The following is a 22,814-nucleotide window of genomic DNA, read 5'->3' as shown; positions in this document are numbered from 1 at the left end:
TTACAAATTACTCTCTGGCGGAGGCCATTATGATTTGGCTAGAAATTATCGTAGTGTTGGGCGCAATATTTTTCGGTATCCGCCTTGGCGGAATTGGTATTGGTTTATGTGGCGGGCTGGGGCTGGCTATTTTAACGCTGGGATTTGGGCTGCAAATTGGTTCACCACCCGTTGACGTTATTCTTATTATTATGACGGTGGTGGTGGCGGCATCGGCGCTACAGGCCGCCGGAGGCATGGATTATCTGGTTCGCATTGCCGGTAATTTTATGCGCCGTAACCCTAAATATATCAATATTATTGCGCCGATTATTACCTGGTCGATGACGATTATGGCGGGAACAGGGTTCATCGTCTTTTCTACTCTGCCGGTGATTGCCGAAGTTGCCAAAGAGTCAGGTATTCGCCCTTCTCGTACGCTCGCAGGCTCCGTAGTCGCTTCTCAGGTGGCGATATCCGGTTCGCCGATCAGTGCCGCAATGGCCGCTATGTTGACTATTATGGAAGGCAACGGTATCAGCTTTATTCAGGTCATGGCGGTATGTCTGCCTGCCTCATTTGTCGCCGCGATGGTCGCCGCTTTTATCGCCTCACGCCAGGGATGTGAGCTACAGGATGATGAAGTCTATCTGGAACGCCTGCAAAAAGGACTGGTGCGTAAATATGCAGGGCAAAACAGCACAACGCCAGGTGCCAGACTGTCAGTCGCCCTGTTTATGCTGGCAACGGTGGTCATCGTTATTCTTGCCGCATGCCCTCAATTGCGCCCTGGATTCGATGCAGGTAACCCCATGAATACCCGGGATATTATCATTATCTGCATGCTAGCTGCCGCGTGTCTGATGGTGGTGCTATGCAAAACATCAACAGACGCGATTGTCCTGACATCCACGTTTCGGGCGGGTATGAGTTCGTTGGCAGTGATTCTGGGTATTGTTACGCTGGGCACAACTTTCATTGATGCCCACTTAACGGAGATAAAGGATATCGCGGGCGATATTCTACGGGCTTATCCGATGCTGTTGGCGCTGGTGCTGTTTGGTACCTGCGCGCTTCTCTATTCGCAGGGAGCCACCACGCCGCTGATTATCCCTCTTGCCGTCGCGCTCGGCGTCCCCACATGGGCCATTCTGGCTTCCTATGTCGCAGTGACCGGCGTGTTTGTTCTGCCAACTTATCCGACTTCGCTGGCGGCAATGGAGTTCGACACCACCGGGACAACGCGCGTGGGTAAGTATGTCTTAAACCATCCGTTTATGTTGCCAGGGCTTGGCGGGATCATTGCTGGCGTTGCCTTTGGTTTTATCATCGCGCCAATGATTGCCTGAACCGGTTTAACACAGCCAGGCAGATTTAATGGATAAAAAAAGGGGCAGAGAAATCTCTGCCCCGGATGTCAGCGTTAAATCAGGCCGCCTTTGCCACAACCTCTGCTTCCGGGCGTTTCAGCACCGCGTAGGAGAGACCGGCTACCAGCGTACCGGCAATAATGGCCAGCAGGTATCCAACCACCGGAGTGATTGCGCCAGGGATTAACAGCACGAACAGACCGCCGTGCGGCGCCATCAGCTTAGCCCCCACCGCCATCGAGATAGCCCCAGTAATCGCGCCGCCAACGATACAACAAGGCAGAACGCGCATCGGGTCACGGGCAGCGAATGGGATAGCCCCTTCGGTAATAAAGCACAGGCCCAGTACCAGCGCAGCTTTACCGCCTTCCTGCTGCGCTTTGTCGAACTTACGACGCGCCACCAGCGTTGCCAGCCCCAGGGCCAGCGGAGGCACCATACCCGCCGCCATAATCGCCGCCATCGGCGCATAGGTTTGCGTACTAAGCAGGCCCACACCGAAAGCATACGCCGCTTTGTTAACCGGACCGCCCATATCGGTACACATCATGCCGCCAAGAATCGCTCCAAGCAGCACCGCGTTCGCGGTTCCCATGGTTTGCAGCCAGTGGGTCAGACCTTCCAGAATGCCCGCCACTGGTTTACCGATCAGGTAGATCATGGCCAGACCAACCACCAGGCTTGAAAGCAGCGGAATGATCAGGATCGGTTTCAGCGCTTCCATACTCTGCGGGAGTTTCAGCTTCGTGCTGATGAGCTTCGCCACATAACCGGCAAGGAAACCGGCAATAATCCCGCCAATAAAGCCGGAACCGGTGCTCACCGCCAGCATACCGCCGATAAGACCAGGCGTCAGACCCGGACGGTCAGCGATGGAAAACGCGATGTAGCCCGCCAGAACCGGCACCATCAGCGCGAAAGCTGAACCACCGCCAATCTGCATCAGCGCCGCCGCCAGCGTACCCTGTTCCTTGAACGCTTCGATACCAAAAGCGAATGAGAGTGCAATACACAGACCGCCAGCAACCACCATCGGCAGCATGTAGGATACGCCCGTCAGCAGGTGACGATACGCGCCAGCGCTCTCTTTCTTACCTTCAGTGGTTGCAGACTGCGCTTTGCCGGCAGGCTGGTACGGCGTTGCTTCTTCCAGCGCTTTATCCAGCTCCTGCTTCGTTTTCTTCAGCGCAAGGCCAGTAGAAGTACGGTACATTGGTTTTCCGGCAAACTTCGCCAGATCAACTTCAATGTCAGCCGCCACAATCACCAGATCCGCCTGAGCCACCTCTTCCGGCGTAATGGCATTGCCTGCGCCAACAGAACCACGGGTTTCAACCTTCACCCACCAGCCACGTTTTTTCGCTTCCGTTTCAATAGCTTCAGCGGCCATAAACGTATGGGCAACGCCAGTTGGACAAGCCGTCACCGCCACCACGCGTTTTGGACCACTACTGGCCACGGACGCTGTCGCAACCGGAGCGCTATAAGGTTTTGCGTGGCCTTTCGCTTCGCTGAGGAAAAGTTCAGGATGCGCAACCGCACGACCAATATCGCCCAGCCAGACTTTTTTGCCGTTCAGCGAACTGTCGGCAGGAAGCGTGTCGCCCAGAACAATTGCCAGTTCGGCATCATTAGGATTATCAATAATTTCCAGATGTGCTTTCTGCGCCGCCGCTCCAAGCAGGGTTTTCGCCATATAAGCGCGAGCCTGGCCGAGATTAGCGTCAATAATCAGCAGCGTTTTCATTATGCCTCTCCTGCTGTCAGTTAAACGGTTTTAAGTCGACACGCGCCATCATTGCGGCCAACTGAGGACGATCGGTAATGCCCACATTGCTTTGGCTTACCGCCAGGGCGGCAACAGCGGTTGCCAGACGCAGGGTGTGTTCACTGGATTCACGCATCAGCAGGCCGTAAATCAGGCCGCCAACCATTGAATCACCCGCGCCTACGGTGCTTACCACCTCGACTGACGGCGGTTTAGCAATCCACTCACCCGAAGCGTTAACCCACAGCGCACCTTCCGCGCCAAGTGAAATCACCACGTGAGCAATACCCTGCTCGCGCAACGCATGTGCAGCTTCAATCACATCTATCATTTCTGGCAGCTTACGGCCTGCCCAGATTTCCAGTTCACGACGGTTTGGTTTTACCAGCCACGGCGCCGCTTTCAGACCGGCCACCAGTGCTTCACGACTACTATCAAAGATAATGCAAGGACACTGACTGCGCAGGCGCGTCATCCAGTCGGTGAATGCTTCCGGGCTAACGCCGGTCGGCAAACTGCCGCTGACGCACACCATGTCGAACTGGCCCAACCAGCTCAGCGAGTCATTCACAAAGCGTTCCCAGTCAGCCGGGGTGACTTCAAAGCCGGAGAAATTGAAATCGGACACTTCGCCGTCTTTTTCGGTCAGCTTGACGTTGATACGCGTACGCCCCTGTACAACCTGAAAACGGTTGGCGATACCCAGCTCGCTGAACAACTGCTGAAAACCATCCTGGTTGTCTTTACCGAGGAAACCGCCCACCGTTACATCGATACCTAAATCTTTCAGAACCTTAGCGACGTTAATCCCTTTCCCTGCCGCGTGCAGACCGGTCGTTTTAACCAGGTTCACTTCACCGCGTTCAATTTCCGGGCAGAAACCCACCAGATCGTAGGCTGGGTTAAGGGTGATAGTAGCAACACGTCTGCTCATTACGCGCCCTCCCCAAGACCCGCCGCGATGGCTTCGCCAATCGCTTTCAGCGCCTGTTCAGCATCTTCACCCTGGGCGGTAAAGCGCAGGTGGTGTCCTTTCTTCACGCCTAATGCCACAACTTTCATCAGACTGCGTCCATTCGCCGGCTTGCCGGTTCCATCAAGATTTGTCACGGTAATTTCACTGTTAAATTGTTTAATCGTATTCACCAGCATGGTGCCCGGGCGGGCGTGTAAACCATGCTCATTGCGCACAATAAATTCGGCGCTCAGTACATCATCAGTTAAGGCATCATCGCTGGTCAGCAGCGCCAGCACCGTTGCCGCATCGGCTTTCAACAAACGGTCAGCTTTATTATTCAGCAGCAGATCGCCAAGGCGCTTCAGCACCGCAACCGGTTGTTCGTCATTCATGGCGACGGTCACCAGCAGGGCTGCCGCTTCACCTTGTACATCGAACGCTGTTGCTGCGCGGCTGACCGCAACGGCGCTGCGCACATTGCCTTCAGCACAGTCATTCAGCCAGATCCCCTGACCGAGATTCATCGGTTGCTCATTAATGGCTCTGGCCACAAAGGTGGCGTCAACCGCGCCGACCTCTTTCAGCCGTGCGGCGTTGAGCGCCTGCAGCGTGACCAGCGAGTTGGCAACGACGTCCAGCGACAGCGTTTCGTTATCAAGCTTCAGCTGTTCGCTTTGCTTTTCCCCCATCAGCAACGCGCGCAACTCTTCCGCCGTGGTCGCAGATTTCAGCTGTTCAGCGACGGAGTCATCGCTCAGCACATGCGTCAGCTGACGCAGTAAGCCGAGGTGCTCATCAGAGCTGGCGGCGATGCCGATTGCCACATAAGCAACCTGCCCTTCACCCCAGATCACGCCCTGCGGAAACTGAAACACCTGCACGCCGGTTTTCAGCACCCGATCGCGCGTGTCCGTCGTACCGTGAGGAATAGCAATACCGTTGCCGAGGAACGTGGACGTCTGTTGTTCACGCGCCAGCATGCCATCGACGTAGCCTTCCGCTACGTTACCTGCCAGCACTAAGGCAGCGGCAACCTGGCGAATAGCCTCTTCTTTATTCCCGGCCTGTTCGCCCGGGTGAATATCCTGAACAGATAACTGGAACATGGTTCTCCTCTCCCGCTGATTTGAAACGATTCAGCTAACATGAGAAAAAAGGCGTCACCTGACTCCATCAGTTATGGCAAGATGACGCTGAAACGTTTCAAGAAGTCTTGCTCTTTTTTCTTCAGCACACAAGTAAAGTTGACAAATTACTTGCTGAATTTAGAGATAACGCACATTTTCTCCGCGGAGGAGAAAAAATTGCTGACGCAAAAACGGCGTCAGCCTGTCAGATTCAGCAGCGTCAGCAAACTGCTTTCTCTGACTGAAATGCTATTTTGATTTTTGATGCCGATTTTGATTTGGCTCCCTGTTTATTTTCTGACAAGCAGCGTAAACTCCGCGTCTCTTCACATTATTGATATCAAAACATGCACAACACCCCCGTAGCCGCCACACCCAAGGCGTTTGATTTAACGTCTTCGGCGTTCCTGCTTGTCGCATTTCTGACGGGTATCGCCGGTGCGTTGCAGACGCCAACCCTCAGCCTTTTTCTGACGGATGAAGTCCATGCCCGTCCCGGCATGGTCGGGTTCTTTTTTACCGGTAGCGCCGTAATCGGCATTTTGGTGAGTCAGTTTCTGGCTGGACGTTCAGATAAAAAAGGCGATCGCAAAAACCTGATTGTGTTTTGCTGCGTGCTGGGAATGCTGGCCTGCGTGCTGTTCGCCTGGAACCGTAACTATTTTATTCTGCTGTTTGTCGGGGTATTCCTCAGCAGCTTCGGTTCGACCGCCAACCCGCAAATGTTTGCTCTCGCCCGCGAGCACGCCGACCGTACGGGTCGGGAAGCCGTCATGTTCAGCTCGATATTACGTGCGCAGGTTTCGCTGGCCTGGGTGATTGGCCCGCCGCTAGCCTACGCACTGGCCATGGGGTTTAGCTTTACGGTGATGTACCTCTGCGCGGCGGTGGCGTTTGTTGTCTGCGGCGTAATGGTCTGGCTGTTCTTACCCTCGATGAGTAAAAATGTGCCTCTCGCGACAGGCGCGGTAGAAGCCCCGCGCCGCAATCGACGCGACACGCTGCTACTGTTTGTTATCTGCACGTTAATGTGGGGGACTAACAGTCTCTATATCATTAATATGCCGTTGTTTATTATCAACGAACTGCATCTGCCGGAAAAGCTGGCGGGCATCATGATGGGAACTGCCGCGGGGTTGGAAATCCCAACCATGTTGATTGCCGGATACTTCGCGAAGCGTCTGGGCAAACGCCTGTTGATGAGAATCGCCGTTGTCGCCGGATTTTTCTTTTATGCCGGCATGCTGTTGGCCCACTCTCCGGCGATATTGCTTGGCTTACAGCTGCTGAACGCGATTTACATCGGCATCCTCGGCGGGATTGGCATGCTCTATTTCCAGGATCTGATGCCGGGACAAGCGGGTTCAGCCACAACTCTCTATACAAATACCATTCGCGTGGGCTGGATTATTGCCGGATCGTTGGCGGGTATTGCCGCTGAAATCTGGAACTATCACGCGGTATTCTGGTTTGCGTTGGTGATGATCGTCGCCACCGTCGCGTGTCTGACGCGCATCAAAGACGTTTAAGGTGCGGTCAGCGCCTCGAGCTCAATGAGATAGACCATGGCCTAGTGCGTCGTCTGTCCGCACATTTCCGCACTGGGCTGTAAACCGGCGCACACTTTTGGCCGCAGAGGCGAAGCAAAAATTTTACAGCGCAGGGATTCATCCAGTTGAACGCATGGTGTATTAGCGGGCTTGCCTAATATATAATTATTCACTGTTTAAAAATTCACATTCCTGCTGTTAGCATCTGATCAATCAATACCATCCGAAGGTAATCACTCTCAATGAAACCCAAGCTGTATTCGTATGTGCGTTCTTCATCTGTGAAACAACGGGAAGGTGACTCCCTGGAGCGTCAGCAAGATACCGCTCTAAAAATTGCGGCCCGTTATAATCTCGAACTTGATACAACGGCTTTCCATGATCTCGGCATGTCCACGTTCAAAGGAAAAAAATGCTCATGAAGGGAAGCTATGGAAGTTCATCAAGCAGATTGGGGGTAAAGTTTGTAGTGGTTTACTGAAATTGGCCACCGAATAGAGGTGATATGCTCATCTCAGAACAATACAGGTGTCCCAATGAAAAAAAAGAAATTTCAGCGCAGAGTTTAAACGCGAATCAGCTCAACTGGTCCTTGACCAGAGCTACACCGTTGCAGCTGCGGCCAGTGCTATGGATGTTGGTCTTTCTACCATGACACGATGGGTAAAGCAGTTGCGGGATGAACGACAGGGTACATTTGAAGGTATTTTCCTGAATGATTCGCAAATCATGACCAATTTGATTTCAAAGAAAAAAAGCAAATGCTGGCTGTAAATGGTGGAGTCTATGATCGGGAAATTTGCCAGAAGTAGTATTTCATACTATCAAATGCAGGGATATATCCCTGTAAATCGCTCAAAGCGCAATTCCCATAAAGTCTGACCTGCACAGACCTTCATGAAACGTCAAGTCTAAAACATATTTAGCTTGACGTTTTCATTCTTCCAATTCAAAACAAGCAGGACATTATGATAGTTGTAAAGAATAAAACGATCATTATCAAGAATAATGTAAACTTTACATGTAGCCATGATACCTTATCTTTAGGTAAACTTTTGATGAAATCATAATGTTCTGGTTCCATATTCCTAACTGCAAAACTTCCCTTTCTAAAAACGAATGGGGATATGAAATAGAAATCCTTCTGAAAAGTTAAGAATATACCTCCTGCTTGAGCAAAGATTATTCCTACAGGGACATAACCAAATCGCTCCTTAAAATCATCACATAACAAAAGATGTTGCTTGCTCTTTATTGCTGAATACCCATAAGCAATAATTGTAGATAAAACAAACAATGTGAACAGTACAACCGATGCAATTTTCACTACTTACCTACCGCATTGTAAATTAGTTCACCATACTCTTCACCTTTATCAGATAAATATTCCCCGCCCATATAACCGCCGCCAGCACCTAAAATTACACCGCAAGCTAAAGCTCCAGAGCCACCAGCAGCCATTGTTGCTGCACCTAACACTAATGAACAGACCCCCATACCAACAGCCCCTCCGACCAAACCACCAGCAAGTCCACCGGAAAAACTACCAATTTCAGTATATTTCTTTTTTGTACATTCCGCTTCTCGCCCGACAGAACAGGCTTCATTAATTTCATTCATTGAATGAACAGCACTAAACCCAATTCCGACATAACCAGTATAACGCATCGCTTTAACATATTTTGCAGCACGTTCAATATGAGTTGCATAACCTTCAATATCGCTGATACCAGTTTGATTCCATTTATGGGTGATCGAACTCGTTGACAAGCCCAGAGCATTCTTTATTTTTGTATATTCACCAAACTTCATGCCCTTGTTCAGGAAGCCCACTTTAAGCACCTGTTCAAGCTCTTTGAATAACTGAGCACGTTTTACATAGAACTGTTCACCAATCAAGGCACCGCGAGTCATATAGGTATTCTTGTATGTATCCTGGATCTCTTTGAGAATCTTTTCGATGTTCTCGAAATATTTACCAACAGGTTCAGCAGCAAGACCAATACCTTTATCAGCAATACTGGAAAAGTTAGCAATCGTGGCGTAGTGCTTATGAAGGAAATTGGCCTCTTGATGGGTCAATGGCTCCAGCGCAGTATCAATACGCTCTTTAGCCTCCTGCATATGTGCTATCTGTTCATCATCCTGCTTGTCAGGATCAACCAGAAGCATGATTGAACCAGCTTTATACCTCTCGTCTGCGCCGTTCAACGTAGCGAACAGTTCCTTGGCTCCTGCTGGCGGGGTGCCAGTGAATAGCAGACGTTGCCAGGCTTCTGTAGTACCGCCATAGGGGATTACAGCAAAACCAGCATCTACCCCCTCGCCAGTATCGCTTTTAGGCTCTTTCGTTGCTGATTGCGCATGTTGTACGGGCTCAGGCAGTTCAGGAATATTGGCGATCTCATGTGAACCAATATTGTTTACTTCCGCTTCTCCACCAAGTTCGTAATCAGCATCGAGGATTGATGGAATAAATTTTGATTTGCAGGGACAAGAGCTATAGCAGTGCAAAGTTCCGGCAATCCTTTTGCCATGTATGTCGTCATCATCAAGCCCGCCGCAAATACGGAAACTGCCGGGATGTTTGCCGCAAGTCACTTTATGTCCTTCACAAGCCATGTCTCTACCATGATGCTGATGATCACTCCATCCTTCAAGAATCCGACCGCCGCAAACAGTCTTATCACCTCTGAATAAATAATAACCTTTAGCTGCCATTAATGTTTACTCCCTGGCATGGTTAAAAATCCCCGTGGCAATATATCACCTTCGCGGAAGACCAGCTTCACACCTGATTGCGGCGTTGAGATTATTTCATCGCCATTATCAAGCATGCTGCCAACCAGAGCAGCAGATGCTCCCTGGATAATACGCGCCTCACCAGCACCGGAAACGATGGTAGTTTCACTACCGTCAGCATAAACAACTTTATCTCCAACTCGTGCCATCGGATAGCCACCAGCTGTACAACTCTCAGAAGCATGGCGGATTATTCCACCTTTTCGGGTAAGACTACCAACTACGGCAAATCTGAATATGTAAGCGAGGGGCGGCTTGCTTTACGCTTGTTAATTTATTCGAGTTCTTCGCGGGTTTTGTTGTCACAGCCTGATAAGAGATTTTCGTCATACAGTGGCTGTGAAAGCGATTCGCGGATCTCAGTCGTAATCTCATTGGTGTATTGCTGCATAAGTCCATTTGCCATCAAAAAATAATCGAAGAGTTCATTTTACAAGCAATGACCATACATGCAATAAACATTAGACTTAAGCGAAACTGCATTTCGCGACAGAAGATTATCGGATAATGTAGACAAATTACTCATTGAAAAATTTCAGGCAGAGAACGTTATGGCAGGTATATTAGCAAGTACGGCAGCAGCGGTCGGGATTCTTGATAAAGCTGTGAGTATCACTCAAAAACTGGCGAATAACAGCGATGAACTGGACAAAGCCACACTTAAACTTGAATTAGCCAATCTGATGGTTGAACTTGCCAATGCCAAGATCGAAGCAATAACTACGCAAACGTTGCTCTTTGAGGCTGAACAAATAAATAAGCATAAAGTTAATCATGTATTGGTCATGTTCTAAAATGTCCTGAACGCGATTCTTAGCGTTATTTATAACGTTGGTAAATCGTATAACTTGCAAAGAAAAACGCTTTACGGACTTCTTGTGCAATATTTACGAATCCAGTGTTTTACGACTCAACTTTAATGTGGTATACAAGCGCGTTCCCTTCCCTGTTTGCGACTTCCCGCGTTCTTTTGCCAGGTAAGAAAGCCGGAATACCGGACCTTTGACTGTCGAAGGATCATCCCGATGAATGACGTAGTGATCGGGATAGTCTTTAGTAGACTTAGGCAAGTTTACCAGTGTTGCTTTACCACCTGTCAGTTTCATCCAGATTTCCGTAATAACACCAGCAATCCCTCTGTCTGGCGTTCCAAACCATCTTACCTGTCGATGCGGGAGCGCAATCCAGCAATGGTAATGAGGCTGTGATGCTTTTTCCTGTTGGCAAACCCAACCGCAAGCAAAATCGATGATAGGTTCCGATAAACCGTTGTTTCCAGACTCCGGACGGGCACCTAATCGTTTGAACAGTTTGCGTATGTATTCGTTACCTGCTTCAACAGAAGTGAATGCAGGGAGGTGAAGATCAAAACTGGTATAGAACACTCGACTGTAGCGCCTCTGCATTGCTTTTAGTTCGGTGACCATCACCATAAGTATATCATGGCGAACACCTGATCCAATTCTGGTGTTAATCGTGTATTCATAACCATCATGAACAAAAGACTTGCCATCAATGGCTTTGTAACGACCGTGTTCATGATAAACATTTCGATAACTGTTAGCTTCCAGTAAAACTAGTGGTAGCTGGATTTGAGATTATTGTAATTCTGTTAATAGAATACCTTTCTTTAATGTAAAAAATACACCGAACCCTTCTCTAAGTTCTAAGTTATTACCTAAAAACCACGGCAAAACGCGGGCGTTTGTGATAGCACAAAGCCGCTTCATGTTTGATGTAGGAGATGTATTTGAGGGGGGAGAAAACCCGGAACAAAATTTACGAAACTATAACAAACACTATCGAAATCTTACAATAAGTACAAATAGTAATTTATCAGCGTAAACCTACGAAGTAGCAGTGGGGCAAGTTTCATCTTCGAGTCTGATTAAGTAGGTCATCGCATCTGTTCGATTCGTTGAACACATATCCAGAGATGGTTGCAGGCTACTGCAAACTTTAGGACGAAGGTTGGATCCAAAAATGTTACATAAATTATCATTAGATAGCTGAACACACCTTACATTCGCTGGTTTCCCTTGTGGCATACCTGGGATAGGGCTGGATATTGAAGGAGCAATGCAACAGGCCCCACAGTCGATTCGGCATTCCATTAGGACCTCTCAATTTCTTTGTATTCGAATAAAACATTAACACACTGTCACAATCGGGGCGATAGCATGTAACCAGGGATGCCTTAGTTGTTGGCAGAACCTGGAAGTATGTCAACAAGTCTGGTGGCCCAGATAGACGATTTAAAGACAATACAGAAATTCCGATATGTCTATATGAAAATCTTTCGTTCACAAGTCATTCAGGACTAAATGAGTTATTACAGCTGTCTAAAATTGGGTATGGGGAATGTTTTTCACATGCAATTGAAACACTTAGCAAGAAAGTCATATCTTCTTAGTTAAGTCGTTTTTATACTGTGAATAATTGACTATTGGGTTTGCCATCAGGCATGCCGGGGATGGCACTGGAAATTGAAGGCGCGGTGCAACATGCACCACAATCCGGACGGCATTCCATACAGTACTCTCTTTATCGTAAACCATCGGATTGTGCAGGAAGTGCACAGTAACACCTTTTTTGCACCAGCAAAAGCATCAATTCCGCTTGCCTGAATGCCCCGGCGCGAGTAGTTTTACGCGATATTTTAGACACTCCTCATTACAGGATTTTTTCGATGCCAAGAGCGAACGAAATTAAAAAAGGTATGGTACTGAATTACAACGGCAAGCTGCTGATTGTAAAAGATATTGATATTCAATCACCAACCGCACGTGGCGCCGCCACGCTGTACAAAATGCGTTTTTCTGATGTTCGTACCGGTCTGAAAGTTGAAGAGCGCTTCAAAGGCGATGACATCGTTGATACCGTCACCCTGAGCCGTCGTGGCGTTGATTTCTCCTATGTCGATGGCAACGAATACGTCTTCATGGATAAAGAAGACTATACCCCGTATACCTTCACCAAAGACCAGATCGAAGAAGAATTGCTGTTCATCCCGGAAGGCGGAATGCCGGATATGCAGGTACTGACCTGGGACGGCCAGCTGCTGGCGCTTGAACTGCCGCAAACGGTAGACCTGGAAATCGTTGAAACGGCTCCGGGCATTAAAGGCGCGTCAGCAAGTGCGCGTAACAAACCAGCGACCATGAGCACCGGTCTGGTTATCCTGGTTCCTGAATATCTGAGTGCAGGTGAAAAAATCCGTATTCATATCGAAGAACGTCGCTACATGGGCCGCGCAGACTAATTTTTCTGCTGCGACAGCGGTGAAAAGGGACAGCATTTGCTGTCCCTTTGTTCTTTTCAGCCCTGGCTGCTGAGGTAAAAATCATCCATCAACAGAGATTCCAGATACAGCTCATCCTCACGCATAAAATGCGTTATGACGTTAACCGCCTGAGGATAAACCCCCTCTTCGTCCCGGTGTAAACAACTTTCCCGTAGCAGGGGTGCCCAGCACATAATGTGATGATGCAAAAAGTAATATTGCGCCGATAACGTCTCCTTTTTGGTAACCATTCTCGCCATCAGTGCCAGCTGTACAGCAATATGGTCGGCAGGCTCGTTGTCCTGCGGGGTCAGCCCATACTCGACTAACAGCACATTCATTTCCTTGCGTTCTTCAGGCGCGGTCGTATGCGGATAATGCCCCGCATAAGGTGAAACACCGCCAGGAGGTGCCAGCAAAAACAACGAGGCATAGTCCGCCGCCAGCTCCAGCTGTCGGCTTTCACGGCGCAGCGCCCGAATGAGACTACGTTCCAGGTTTTTGACATCAACGGATAACCCAGGGATAGCCGTCAACGACGCCAGCCACTTTCGGCTTTCCCCACTTTCCAGGCGGATGAGTTGCTCCTCGTCCAGCTCGCGGAACAGCAGTTGCGAAAACCACTGGTACACCGCCGCCCGCTGTCGATGAATATGATTATGCTGCACTTGCCCCCTCCTCTTTCACAACCTCCGGCCCGCCAAAGCCTGTGACCTGCGGGGCATTCTCCTGGTACCGCTCCACCTCGACCAGCACCGTATGCGCCGAAGGCCCCTGCGCCAGTTGTGATGTACCGATATCCGCACTCAGCACATTCGGATCGCCATAAGTGCATAATGTGCCCGCTTTCCCGCCTTCCTGCGGCGAATACCACGCGCCTTCATGAATCCGGACGACGCCAGGCGCGTAATCCGGACTGATCACCACCCCGGCCAGCACCTGGCCTCTGGCGTTAAACACGCGCGCAATATCCCCGGCTTTCAGGCCACGTGCGCGGGCATCCGACTCGCTCATGTACAGCGGCTCTCTTCCTGCCACCGCATAGGTGTTACGAAACGCCTCGCTTGAGCACAACTGGGAGTGCAGACGTTTATCCGGATGGCAGGACTGCAGATGCAGCGGATATTTATCTGTTTTGCTGCCATGGGTACGCTCAAAGGGTTCCATCCACACCGGATGCCCCGGGCAGTCCTCGTAGGCAAAGCCCGCGATGGTTTTGCTGTAAATTTCAATCAGACCAGAGGGTGTTCCTAACGGGTTGATATCCGGCTGTTCGCGAAATTCTCCGTGACGCACCCACGGCTTCCCGGCAGGATATTCAATGTATCCTTCGCCCTGCCAGAAACTCTCGAAGTTCGGCATACTCACGCCAAGGGACGCTCCCGTTTTCGCGCCCTCATCATAAATGGCTTTTATCCACTGCATTTCATCCCGCTTTTCGCGGTATGTCTCTTCCTGACCAAAGCGTTTGCACAGACCGGCAAAGACATCAAAGTCATGTCGCGCTTCAAACTGCGGTTTAACCACCTGATGTATCGCCATCAGCCCTTTATTCGAGTGTGTACCAAACTGCTCAATGTCATTACGCTCAAAGCGCGTGGTCACCGGCAGGACGATATCGGCAAAACGACAGGATGCAGTCCACTGATGATCCAGAACTACCACGGTTTCCAGCTTCTTCCACGCTTCGATCATGCGGTTGCGATCCTGCTGCGCATGGAACGGATTGGCAGCGCTGAAAATCGCCATTTTGATATCAGGGAAAGTTAATGTTTCACCGTTGAAAGCGATCTTTTTGCCTGGCGCCAGCAGACAATCGATCATTCGCGAGGTAGGAATATGCTCTGAAGCGCCGCGGAAATCCGCTTTGTATTTCGCGGCCGGGGGATTATTGATGCTCCCGAGGCCGGACAGGACGGGACCGGCAGAAGTGACCGTCCCGCCGCCGTTATAGTGCCAGCCAAACCCTACTCCGCCGCCCGGCAAGCCAATTTGTCCAACCATGCTGGCCAGCACCACCAGCATCCACGGATACTGCTCGCCATGGTGCATACGCTGCACGCACCAGCCGCCCATAAACTGTGTCCGACCTTTGACCAGCAGGCGGGCGAAGTCGCGGATCTGCTCCGCCGTCAGACCGCAGATTTCCGCCGCCCATTCGGCGTTTTTCGGCTGCTTGTCGCTTTCCCCAAGCAGATACGGCAAGAACTGTTCAAAGCCCACGGTATAATCGTTAATGAACGCCACGTCATACAGTTTTTCTTCGTACAGGGTATGCGCCAGCGCCAGCAATAACGCGACATCCGTTTGCGGTCGCAGCCCCAGCTGCTCACAACCAAGATAGTTTTGCGACTTGCTACGCACCGGATCAACGCTGATAACGCGCATCTTACCCTGCGCAACCGCTTCTTTAATCTGCTGCCAATAACCAAACGCATCGTGATCGGGAACCAGGAACTCGATCTGCAGATTCTTGATAGGATCGCAGCCCCACAGCACGATGGTTTGGGTATTTTCGATAACCAGCGGGAGTGACGTTTGCTGCTCATAAACTTCCAGCGAACCAATCACATGCGGCAAAATGACCTGCGCTGCGGCTGCCGAGTAGTCGCCGACGGTCGTTACATAGCTACCGTGCAAGCCGAGTCCCCGATCCATCGCGCCGCCGGCCTTATGAAATTTGCCAACAATTTGCCAGTCCGCCAGCCCGGTAAAGACACCAGAAGATCCGTAGGTCTTTTGTACTCGTTCAAGCTCTTCATAGAACAGATCCAACACCTGATCCCAGCTCACACGGACAAAGCGATTATCGCCGCGCTGGTTGCGATCTGACTTTTCACGCTTGCGCAGCCAGTCCAGCCGCACCATCGGGTAGCGCACACGCGATGGGTTGTAGACCACTTCACGCACCGCATTCAGCATATCGCAGGGGTATTTGTCGTGTTTGAAGGGGCGGGTATCGACCCATTCACCGTTCACGACTTTGGCTTCAAAAGCGCCAAAGTGCGAGCCAGACTGGATCCATTGCTCCGGGTTTTCACCCGCTGCCCAGACCTTTGAGATCAGTGGATTTGGCCCTAAAGCGCTGACGGCACCGACTGCCAGCATTCCACTTAAAAACCGTCGACGTGACGGATTAAAATCATGAATATCCATAAATTATCCTTTTGAATTGTTAGGTTGAGGTATATCGCTGGCGTGAGTCTGGAGATATTTCAACAACGTACGGTCTTCCACCGGATTAAGCCGGTAGTAGGTGGACATGGATTTCAGTCCGGCGATCCAGCCATTCGCGGAATAACGGGTCGGCGGCGGCGTGCTGTGGCAAGCGCTACAGGTGGATTGCAACATCTGATCGGCGTATTGCCAGAGGGGGTCAATATTGTCGGTAAACCCCTCCGCCGAACTCCAGGCTGTCACGCTTACCTGCTGCCACTCCTGATGCGACTCCGGATCAACCTGAGTTTGCTCAACCTTCACGTTGCTCATCAGCGAGGCATCTAATACGGCAGCAAAAACGCGTTTACCCATATACTGGGTAATCACCCGTCCCCGTCCTTTGCTTTCCCGCCAGCCGATCAGCTCTATCTGAACGTTTTTCCCTTCTCTTTTCAGCACACGCACTTGCGTTGCCGGGTACAGCATGGCTTTACCTGCCGGACTCTCTGCTGTCGCAGTCAGTGATTTTTCGCCTAACGAATACAGCGTCGTCGCCGTGGGTAACTGCTCTCCCTGACGCTGCAGCTGCTTGTAACGATCGCGAAAACCGCTGCTCATATCGGGTTTGTGATGGGCAATGCCTTTGTGACAATCGATACAGTTACTGTCTTTTGCCGCCGCCGCGGTCATTTGCGCCGCTGCATTTGCCGATTGCTTACCGTGATCCATCGCCTCATAGCTATGGCAGGATTTACACGACGCAGAATTATTCGCGCTCATGCGCGCCCATTCTCGCTGGGCCAACTCCGCCCGCTTTGCGGCAAATTTTTCCGGGGTATCGATCGAAGGAGAGATAAAGGTGTGGTAGAGGTCGTTTAAGGCTTGCGTTTTACGAACCAGCGTTGGGACGATGCCTGGCGGAATATGACAATCCTTACACTCCGCACGCACACCAGAAGCATTACGAAAATGCACGCTGGTTTTATACTCCTCGCCAGATGTGCGCATCGAGTGACACGATAAACAAAACTCGGTAGAACTGGTGTAATGAACGCCTTGCCACGTTCCCCAAATAGCCAGGGCCATTGCTACCGCCCCGGCGAATGCGCACCATAGTGCGTTTTTTCTTATCCACGACATGCTTGCCTCCATTTTTTTAATAGCGACACGCTAAGGGATAATAAAAATCAAAAATAGAGACAGCGAAGGCAGATTATAGGAACAGCATCCACTCTATGAGGTTCGTCAAATAGTAAAGAGCAGAAGTCCGTAATATAATCACCATCTATAAATAAGGAATTTATCATGCTCAAACTGACTCTCGATAGAGAAAGCCGGACTCCGCTGCAGTTGCAGATATTTCAATTTTATTTACAGGCCATTCAGCGGGGTGATTTGCTGTGTGGAGATAAACTCCCCTCTATTCGCGAGCAGGCTCAGGCATTGAACATTGCCAAAATAACGGTAGTGATGGCCTATGATAAGCTGATGGCGGCTGGATTAATTAAGAGCCGACACGGCATTGGCTATGAGGTGATATTCACCACGCCTGTACGTGTAACCCCTGCGCATGTGTCCGTACCCCAGGGCTCTCCGCCAGTAACACCAAAAGCGGCCGGGGTCTCTACCGATGTTTACGCAGAGCCTGGGCGGGAGTGCTACTGCCGGATGGGCGTCCCCGATCCCAATGCTTTTCCCTGGGCAAGCTGGCGAAAATGGAATAACGCGCCAAGCGTGCTTAAAGAGCAATTGTTTACCCGATATCATTCATCAAATGGATTATTTTCACTGCGTGAGCAACTAGCCAGGTACCTTAATTTATCTCGCGGCATTAATACCCGGGCGGAGAACATCATCATTACCAATGGGATTCAGGAAGGATTGTCGCTGCTCAGTCAAATATTTATTGTTCATCATGCCGTCAGTCAGCAAAAAAAGTGCCACGTTGTAGCCGAATCCCCTTGCTATTCTGGCGCATGGCATCTGTTTAATTATTACGGTGCAGACATTACGTCAATTGCTGTAGATAACCACGGGCTGCAAACAGATAAATTACCCGAATATGAAACCCAGCTTTGCTATGTGACTCCGGCTCACCAGTATCCAATGGGAAGCGTCCTTTCGCTGGAGCGCCGCCAGTCATTATTGACGTGGGCGCAGCGCGTCGGCGCTTATATCCTTGAAGACGACTACGATGCTGTTTTTACCTATGGCGAGAACCCCCTTCCCGCACTGAAAGCTATGGATTATCACAATCGGGTTATCTACATGGGGACATTTTCCAAAACGCTGGGGCCGGGAACGCGTCTTGGCTATCTCATTTGTCCTGATGAACTGCTCCCGGCAGTAAAGAATATGAAAGCACTCAATAACAATGGCAGTCAGTGGTTATTGCAACAATTTTTAGCCGAATTAATGCAAAATCAGGTGTTTTACTCGCACATCAGCAAGCTGGCCTGCAACTATGCGGCGCGCCTCAATCTGTTACGCGATGGCCTTTCTGTTCTGTTTCCGTCAGGGAAAATCGCTGGCGCAACGGCGGGTCTGCACCTCTCGTTACGCGTTGACAGACACTCAGATATGATAGCCAGGCTGCAACAGCGCTGCCTGCTGGCAGGGATCCGCTTTGACACTCTGCCAGATATTGAAAATGGCTCAGGAGCCGCATGGCGTAGGGAGAACAGCGATGCTGTTATGTTTTTCGGGTTTGGCGGATTGCAGATACAGCAGATCAAAAAGGTGCTGTCGGTACTGGAGCAGGCGCTAGCGCAGCCTTGATGAATTTCAGGGATCGCGCCTGCGGCACAATCCCTGTTGTTAACCTTACAGCAGATCGCGGAACTGCGTTTGTTTTAACGCCAGTTCAACGCCGCGAACTTCCGCCAGCCCTTTCAGGCGACCAATCGCGGAGTAGCCTGGGTTGGTTTTCTTGTGCAGGTCGTCAAGCATCTGGTGTCCGTGATCCGGACGCATCGGGATAGGACGCAAATCGCCCGCCTTTTTACGGCGCTGTTCTTCGCTCAGGATGGCAGCAACCACCGATACCATATCCACATCGCCTTGCAGGTGCGCACCTTCGTGGAAGGTTTTCGGGTTATCTTCACGGCAGGTGGAGCGCAGATGCGTGAAGTGGATTCGATCGCCAAAGGTTTCGATCATTTTCACCAGATCGTTATCGGCGCGCACACCGTAGGAACCGGTGCACATGGTGAAACCGTTATTGATGCTGTCGACGGTTTCTTTCAGCCACTGCATATCTTCGATAGTCGAAACAATGCGCGGCAGGCCGAGGATCGGACGCGGCGGATCGTCAGGGTGAACAGCCAGACGCACGCCGACTTCTTCCGCCACAGGCACAATCGCCCGCAGGAATACCGCCATATTATCGCGCAGATCGTCTTTGCTGATGCCGTCATATTCAGCGAGGCGCGCACGGAACTGATCCAGCGTATAGCCCTCTTCCGCACCGGGCAGGCCGGCAATGATATTGCGGGTCAGCTTTTCGATATCGGCATCGCTCATAGCATTGAAGTAATTCAGCGCCTGGCGTTGTTCTTCTGCGGTGTAATCCGTTGCGGCGCCTGGGCGCTGAAGAATATGCAGTTCAAAGGCTGCAAAAGCAATCTGGTCAAAACGCAGCGCTTTGGAGCCGTCCGGCAGCTGATATTCGAGATCGGTACGTGTCCAGTCGAGGATCGGCATGAAGTTATAGCACACGGTATCGATGCCGCAGGTCGCCAGATTACGGATACTCTGCTGATAATTGGCAATCCACGTTTGGTACTGGCCTGAACGCGTTTTGATATCTTCGTGGACAGGAATACTTTCCACCACCGACCAGGTCAGCCCTTTTTCAGCCAGAATAGCCTGACGCTGTTGAATCTCTTCTACCGGCCACACTTCACCGTTGGGAATGTGGTGCAAGGCGGTCACAACACCCGTTGCGCCAGCCTGACGCACATCATCAAGCGATACCGGATCGTTAGGTCCGTACCAACGCCAGGTTTGTTCCATTGTTTCACCTCACAAGTTGTTATACCAAATTAAACTACCTGAATGACGACTACCATACAGCCATCCCGGAGATGTTCAACAGATGGCCTATCATTGATTGATCCAGCTCACATTCCCCGGATAAATGAGGCACACCAATTCAATTTGCTGTCATATAACTTTATACTGGCATTGTTAATTAATGGTTAATCAGGTGTATTTAATGAAAACTATTGCCTCAGCGCCACTGGCGGAAAATGTCATGATGCCGCAGTACGACCGCCAACAATTAAAAACGCGGATTGTACATTTTGGTTTCGGTGCTTTTCATCGCGCCCATCAGGCGTTATTAACCGACAGGGTGCTGAATGCGCAGGGCGGAGACTGGGGAATTTGCGAGATCAGCCTGTTCAGTGGCGATCGGCTGATGAGTCAGCTTCGCGAACAAGATCATTTATTTACCGTGTTAGAAAAAGGGGCTAACGGCAACCAGCCTATTGTTATCGGTGCCGTTAACGAATGCCTGAACGCCACGCTGGATTCGCTGGCGGCCATTATTGAAAAATTCTGCGAGCCTCAGGTCGCGATTGTCTCGTTAACCATCACGGAAAAAGGCTACTGCATCGATCCGGCAACGGGTTCGTTAGATCTCTCTAATGCGCGTATTATTCACGATCTGCAGACACCGGCTGAACCGCACTCCGCCCCCGGTATAATCGTAGAAGCGCTGCACCGCCGACGTGAACGTGGACTGCAGCCGTTTACCGTCCTCTCCTGCGATAACATCCCGGACAATGGTCATGTGGTAAAAAATGCCGTACTGGGGATGGCGGAAAAACGCTCTCCTGAGCTGGCGCACTGGATCCAGGAACACGTCAGTTTCCCGGGTACTATGGTGGATCGGATTGTTCCCGCCGCCACCGAAGAGTCGCTGGCTGAAATCGCCCATGAGCTGGGCGTTGCCGATCCTTGCGCAATCAGCTGCGAGCCGTTTATTCAGTGGGTGATTGAAGACAACTTTGTCTGTGGTCGTCCGCAATGGGAATCTGCGGGTGTCCAGATGGTCGAAAACGTCTTGCCGTGGGAACAAATGAAACTGCGGATGCTGAACGGCAGCCATTCGTTTCTCGCTTATCTCGGCTATCTGGCCGGATTCCAGCACATCAGCGACTGTATGCAGGATAGCGCATTTCGTGAAGCAGCTTACCGGCTGATGCTCACCGAACAGGCCCCCACGCTGCAAATTACCGATGTTGATTTAAACCAGTATGCCTTAAGCCTACTGGACCGCTTTGCCAACCCGGCGCTGAAACACAAAACCTGGCAAATCGCGATGGATGGTAGCCAGAAATTACCCCAGCGAATGCTGGAAGGGATCCGCGTGCATTTAGCACGTCAAAGCGAGTGGCCGCTGTTGGCGCTCGGCATCGCAGGCTGGATGCGCTACGTGAGCGGTGTGGATGATTCAGGCGCTACGATTGATATTCGTGACCCGCTCAGTGAGAAAATTGCCGCTCTGGTGGCACAGAGCACTGAATCAGAACGCGTCAGCGCCCTGCTTTCTCTGCATGAGATTTTCGCCGCCGATCTCGTACAGAATCCGCAGTTTGTCGCGGTCATTCAGCAGGCCTGGCAACGTATTGCCCAATACGGTGCGCATCAGGCTGTCATTGAAACGTTAAAAAATTAACGATTTCTGCCATTAAACAGGACGAAGCACGTCTTCGTCCCCTCCCCCCTTCTCTTTTTCCCCATTTTTCGCCAGGATTGTTAAATGCCATTACGGTAATTTATGATTCTGGAGTAATTGTGACTAAAACCAATCTCATCACTGGTTTTCTCGGCAGTGGCAAAACCACCTCTATTCTTTATCTATTGGCGAACAAGGATCCCGCAGAGAAGTGGGCCGTGCTGGTCAATGAGTTTGGTGAAGTAGGTATTGATGGCGCCCTGTTAGCCGACAGCGGCGCATTACTAAAAGAGATCCCCGGCGGCTGTATGTGCTGCGTTAACGGTCTACCGATGCAGGTTGGCCTCAATACGCTGCTGCGTCAGGGAAAACCCGATCGATTGCTGATTGAACCCACCGGCCTCGGACACCCCAAACAAATTCTGGATTTACTCACCGCACCGGTTTACGAACCGTGGATCGATCTGCGCGCGACCCTCTGTATTCTTGACCCCCGGCTGTTACTGGATGAAAAAAGCGTCGCCAATGACAATTTCCGCGATCAGCTGGCCGCCGCAGATATCATTGTTGCCAATAAAGCCGACCGCGCCACAGCGGAAAGCGAAAACGCCTTGCAAACATGGTGGCAACACTACGGCGGTAATCGCCAGTTGGTTCATGCCGACCATGGGCAAATTGACGGGCAGTTACTGGATTTACCCCGACTAAACCTGGCAGAGCTTCCTGCAAGCGCAGAGCACGCCCATAGCCATGCAGACAAAAAGGGACTGGCGGCATTGAGTCTGCCGTCACAGCAGCGCTGGCGGCGCAGCCTGAACAGCGGCCAGGGCCATCAGGCCTGCGGTTGGATTTTTGACGCCGATACGGTGTTCGATACCATCGGTCTGCTGGAATGGTCTCGTCTTGCCCCCGTGGGGCGCGTGAAAGGTGTCATGCGTATAAAGGAAGGGCTGGTGCGCATTAACCGCCAGGGAGACGACTGGCATATTGAGACGCAAAACGTCGCGCCACCGGATAGCCGTATTGAACTCATCGCCGATACTGAGACCGACTGGAATACGCTACAGAGTGCATTGTTGAGACTTCGTTTAGACGCTAACGCGTAAGGTTGCCTTCGTTTTTATAGCAATGGTAA

The 22,814-nt window shown here is 50.9% G+C and carries 19 protein-coding genes and 3 pseudogenes; 9 read left to right on the top strand and 13 right to left on the bottom strand.

The annotated features are described in order from the left end of the window. Positions 1–29: 29 nt before the first annotated feature. Positions 30–1,328 (top strand): anaerobic C4-dicarboxylate transporter, encoded by a 1,299-nt coding sequence (locus HV314_RS09085; protein ID WP_141875433.1) that lies wholly within the window; start codon positions 30–32, stop codon positions 1,326–1,328. Between the two features lie 79 nt (positions 1,329–1,407). Here the strand turns inward: HV314_RS09085 and fruA are convergent, their stop codons facing one another. From fruA to fruB, 3 genes are read right to left on the bottom strand one after another with little or no spacing between them, the layout of a single operon-like run. Further along, positions 1,408–3,096 carry a PTS fructose transporter subunit IIBC gene (gene fruA, locus HV314_RS09080; protein WP_016153736.1) on the bottom strand — a complete coding sequence of 563 codons (1,689 nt, stop codon included), beginning with the start codon at positions 3,094–3,096 and terminating at the stop codon, positions 1,408–1,410. Between the two features lie 16 nt (positions 3,097–3,112). Further along, on the bottom strand, positions 3,113–4,051 hold the full coding sequence (gene fruK / locus HV314_RS09075) for a 1-phosphofructokinase (protein WP_181547879.1): 939 nt from the start codon (positions 4,049–4,051) through the stop codon (positions 3,113–3,115). Then, a complete protein-coding gene (gene fruB / locus HV314_RS09070; protein WP_016156988.1) occupies positions 4,051–5,181 on the bottom strand; it encodes a fused PTS fructose transporter subunit IIA/HPr protein in 1,131 nt (376 codons plus the stop codon). Before fruB ends, fruK begins: the two co-directional genes overlap by 1 nt. A gap of 368 nt (positions 5,182–5,549) precedes the next feature. Here fruB and setB point away from each other — a divergent pair, with 368 nt between their 5' ends. Beyond that, positions 5,550–6,731, top strand: a complete 1,182-nt coding sequence (gene setB / locus HV314_RS09065) for a sugar efflux transporter SetB (protein ID WP_181547878.1) — start codon at positions 5,550–5,552, stop codon at positions 6,729–6,731. 41 nt (positions 6,732–6,772) lie between these two features. On the opposite strand, the pseudogene HV314_RS09060 reads toward setB, so the two are convergent. Further along, positions 6,773–6,907, bottom strand: a pseudogene (locus tag HV314_RS09060) (YkgJ family cysteine cluster protein); the annotation flags it as partial. An 87-nt stretch (positions 6,908–6,994) separates the two neighbouring features. Here HV314_RS09060 and HV314_RS09055 point away from each other — a divergent pair. Together HV314_RS09055 and HV314_RS09050 are read left to right on the top strand one after the other, a co-directional pair. Then, a complete protein-coding gene (locus HV314_RS09055) occupies positions 6,995–7,174 on the top strand; it encodes a hypothetical protein (protein WP_233598313.1) in 180 nt (59 codons plus the stop codon). A 163-nt stretch (positions 7,175–7,337) separates the two neighbouring features. Beyond that, a pseudogene (locus HV314_RS09050) lies at positions 7,338–7,445 on the top strand (hypothetical protein); the annotation flags it as partial. Positions 7,446–8,078: 633 nt separating this feature from the next. Here HV314_RS09050 and HV314_RS09045 read toward each other — a convergent pair. After that, positions 8,079–9,473 (bottom strand): PAAR domain-containing protein, encoded by a 1,395-nt coding sequence (locus HV314_RS09045; protein ID WP_181547276.1) that lies wholly within the window; start codon positions 9,471–9,473, stop codon positions 8,079–8,081. Beyond that, entirely contained in the window at positions 9,473–9,745 is a 273-nt protein-coding gene (locus tag HV314_RS27330; protein ID WP_326928851.1) for a PAAR domain-containing protein, read from the bottom strand. Before HV314_RS27330 ends, HV314_RS09045 begins: the two co-directional genes overlap by 1 nt. Positions 9,746–10,105: 360 nt before the next feature. Here HV314_RS27330 and HV314_RS09035 point away from each other — a divergent pair, with 360 nt between their 5' ends. Beyond that, positions 10,106–10,348, top strand: coding sequence for a hypothetical protein (locus tag HV314_RS09035; protein WP_239006835.1), 243 nt, complete (start codon positions 10,106–10,108; stop codon positions 10,346–10,348). Positions 10,349–10,441: 93 nt separating this feature from the next. Here HV314_RS09035 and HV314_RS09030 read toward each other — a convergent pair whose 3' ends face one another. The 3 genes and pseudogenes from HV314_RS09030 to HV314_RS09020 all read right to left on the bottom strand — a co-directional run. Next, on the bottom strand, positions 10,442–10,987 hold the full coding sequence (locus HV314_RS09030) for a YagK/YfjJ domain-containing protein (protein ID WP_239006836.1): 546 nt from the start codon (positions 10,985–10,987) through the stop codon (positions 10,442–10,444). A gap of 414 nt (positions 10,988–11,401) precedes the next feature. Continuing rightward, complete coding sequence (locus tag HV314_RS09025; protein ID WP_095715447.1) at positions 11,402–11,668, bottom strand: YkgJ family cysteine cluster protein; 267 nt, start codon at positions 11,666–11,668, stop codon at positions 11,402–11,404. Positions 11,669–12,002: 334 nt separating this feature from the next. Beyond that, positions 12,003–12,086: pseudogene (locus tag HV314_RS09020) on the bottom strand (YkgJ family cysteine cluster protein); the annotation flags it as partial. Between the two features lie 157 nt (positions 12,087–12,243). Between HV314_RS09020 and yeiP the strand changes: the two are divergent. Next, the gene (gene yeiP, locus HV314_RS09015) at positions 12,244–12,816 is read left to right on the top strand and encodes an elongation factor P-like protein YeiP (protein ID WP_016153740.1); all 573 of its coding nucleotides are present in this window, start codon (positions 12,244–12,246) and stop codon (positions 12,814–12,816) included. A 56-nt stretch (positions 12,817–12,872) separates the two neighbouring features. Here yeiP and torD read toward each other — a convergent pair whose 3' ends face one another. From torD to torC, 3 genes are read right to left on the bottom strand one after another with little or no spacing between them, the layout of a single operon-like run. Then, the gene (gene torD / locus HV314_RS09010; protein ID WP_047416244.1) at positions 12,873–13,505 is read right to left on the bottom strand and encodes a molecular chaperone TorD; all 633 of its coding nucleotides are present in this window, start codon (positions 13,503–13,505) and stop codon (positions 12,873–12,875) included. Further along, positions 13,495–15,993, bottom strand: a complete 2,499-nt coding sequence (gene torA / locus HV314_RS09005) for a trimethylamine-N-oxide reductase TorA (protein WP_181547877.1) — start codon at positions 15,991–15,993, stop codon at positions 13,495–13,497. The genes torD and torA overlap by 11 nt, the downstream gene beginning before the upstream one ends. A 3-nt stretch (positions 15,994–15,996) precedes the next feature. Next, complete coding sequence (gene torC, locus HV314_RS09000) at positions 15,997–17,136, bottom strand: pentaheme c-type cytochrome TorC (RefSeq protein WP_181547876.1); 1,140 nt, start codon at positions 17,134–17,136, stop codon at positions 15,997–15,999. Between the two features lie 165 nt (positions 17,137–17,301). On the opposite strand from torC, the gene pdxR reads away from it, so the two are divergent. Further along, positions 17,302–18,774 carry a MocR-like pyridoxine biosynthesis transcription factor PdxR gene (gene pdxR, locus HV314_RS08995; protein ID WP_065554081.1) on the top strand — a complete coding sequence of 491 codons (1,473 nt, stop codon included), beginning with the start codon at positions 17,302–17,304 and terminating at the stop codon, positions 18,772–18,774. 45 nt (positions 18,775–18,819) lie between these two features. Here pdxR and uxuA read toward each other — a convergent pair whose 3' ends face one another. Beyond that, positions 18,820–20,010 (bottom strand): mannonate dehydratase, encoded by a 1,191-nt coding sequence (gene uxuA / locus HV314_RS08990; protein ID WP_181547875.1) that lies wholly within the window; start codon positions 20,008–20,010, stop codon positions 18,820–18,822. Between the two features lie 202 nt (positions 20,011–20,212). Between uxuA and HV314_RS08985 the strand changes: the two genes are divergently transcribed. Both HV314_RS08985 and HV314_RS08980 read left to right on the top strand, forming a co-directional pair. Further along, a complete protein-coding gene (locus tag HV314_RS08985) occupies positions 20,213–21,679 on the top strand; it encodes a mannitol dehydrogenase family protein (protein WP_181547874.1) in 1,467 nt (488 codons plus the stop codon). A gap of 119 nt (positions 21,680–21,798) precedes the next feature. Next, positions 21,799–22,785, top strand: a complete 987-nt coding sequence (locus HV314_RS08980; RefSeq protein ID WP_181547873.1) for a CobW family GTP-binding protein — start codon at positions 21,799–21,801, stop codon at positions 22,783–22,785. The last annotated feature ends 29 nt before the right edge of the window (positions 22,786–22,814 follow it).

It is taken from the genome of Citrobacter sp. RHBSTW-00887 (assembly GCF_013728095.1).
Taxonomy (GTDB): Bacteria; Pseudomonadota; Gammaproteobacteria; order Enterobacterales; family Enterobacteriaceae; genus Citrobacter; species Citrobacter braakii.
The sequence above is the reverse complement of the archived record's forward strand: the minus strand, read 5'-3'. Positions and strand labels throughout refer to the sequence as shown.